Consider the following 1,460-nt stretch of genomic DNA (forward strand, 5'->3'; position numbering starts at 1 on the left):
TGTATCTGTATACCCCGGACGGGGAACAGAAAAGCCGGTGGATCCAGATGATCCGGGACAAAAAGCCGGATCAGGTGGAGGCAGGCTGTAGTGAATGTTGTCAGGGAATCCTTCTGCGAGTGCTGGGAAAAAGTGGCGATGCAGTGTATGATTATTTTGAGGATATCGCCAGGGAGGTGTGATCTTTTTCACAGAAAATCCATGGCAGCAGGCGGCTTAGGATCTGCCAGGACAGAAAGGCATACAGAGCACCTGCCACATTGGTGCCAATGCGGAGAGCAATGGCTGTTTTCACACCAAAGAGAGAACCGGCAATGGAAAGTGCCCCAAAGGTGTTAAAGACGGTCTGCCAGGAGTAACCGGCAGAATATCCTACGCCGATACCGCCGATGACACCGATGTATGGATACAGCCAGGCCGGCAGGGTGTTATATAATACAAGGAAGATGCCACAGCCAAGGATGTTAAAGACACCTCTTTTCCAAGTACGGTCTTTGCTGTCTTCCGGAAAAGGAAGGCACACGCTCATGCAGGCAATGCCTGCCCACATAGCCCGGGGCAGGGAAAGCAGCTGCATGATAAACATAGCCGAGCAGACGATCCAGGTAAGGGATAAATACCACTGGCTGCGGGCAGATTTTAAGTTAAATTCACGGAACAGATCCGGAAAACTACGCCGGTAAGGGCGTTTTTTTTGATTCTTGTAAAAGACAAGCATACAGACCATCATGCTGACAAGCAGCCCCAGTACCCGGAGAAGATAGGCTCTGCCGGTAACATCGTAGCCGTAGAGCAGAAGATATCCTAAAACGAAGGTGGACTGGTTGTACATGATCACATTGTGACATCCAAGGATCATTAGCAGCAGGATGCTGATGAAATTTACCAAAAGAGATGCCGGTGCCGGCAGGGTGTTGGCCAGACGGGGACCGGTGATCAAAAGGGTAAAAATACCAGCAATACATATAAGCCCATGGGAGGTGCGGATGCCGAAGTCAGCCTGGCGCAGCACCAGAAGAGCCAGCAGAAAAACCACTCCGGCTACGCTGTTGTCAGAACCAAAGAGCATGCTAAAAAGTGTCACAAACACAAAGCAGAAGGCCATCACAAGATAGACTTTAAAATTATAGATAAGAATGTGGCGTCTTTTCTCTTTTGGATCGGTTGTGTTTTTGATCAAGGCTTTGGAGCCGGTCGAACTTAATTGTAATTCTTCATAAAAAGTCATAGAAAATTGTCTCCTTGTCGTAGGTAGTATGGCACACCATACTACGGAATGGGAAAAATGTCAAGGATCTCCTGCGCAACTGGAAGAAAGAATTCCTTGCTAATGCTCCTCTCGCATTCGATAATAAGCGGGAAGACAATCTCCGGGAAAAACTTGCCGAAGAACGCAAGGAAAAAGCCGAATACGCCAAAAAGGTCGGTCAACTTACTATGCAGGTTGACTGGCTCAAAAA

Annotated in this window: 3 protein-coding genes; 1 reads left to right on the forward strand and 2 read right to left on the reverse strand. The window is 48.2% G+C overall.

What is annotated here, in order from left to right; translation table 11 throughout:
* Window positions 1-182: hypothetical protein (locus tag DW019_RS15330; protein WP_207663942.1), on the forward strand; the 182-nt coding region annotated here is incomplete at its 5' end.
* Here DW019_RS15330 and DW019_RS14770 read toward each other — a convergent pair.
* The gene (locus DW019_RS14770; protein WP_118444045.1) at window positions 152-1,228 is read right to left on the reverse strand and encodes an FUSC family protein; all 1,077 of its coding nucleotides are present in this window, start codon (window positions 1,226-1,228) and stop codon (window positions 152-154) included. The two genes, DW019_RS15330 and DW019_RS14770, sit on opposite strands and share 31 nt — an antisense overlap.
* A gap of 41 nt (window positions 1,229-1,269) precedes the next feature.
* Window positions 1,270-1,460 (reverse strand): hypothetical protein (locus tag DW019_RS15335; protein WP_207663943.1); only part of this gene is annotated, 191 nt, incomplete at its 5' end.

The organism is Clostridium sp. AF37-5 (genome assembly GCF_003477605.1).
Taxonomy (GTDB): domain Bacteria; phylum Bacillota; class Clostridia; order Lachnospirales; family Lachnospiraceae; genus Eubacterium_F.

Excerpts from the sequence above, each read along its gene's own strand:
- DW019_RS14770 (WP_118444045.1), bottom strand. The coding sequence starts at position 1,228 with ATGACTTTTTATGAAGAATTACAATTAAGTTCGACCGGCTCCAAAGCC.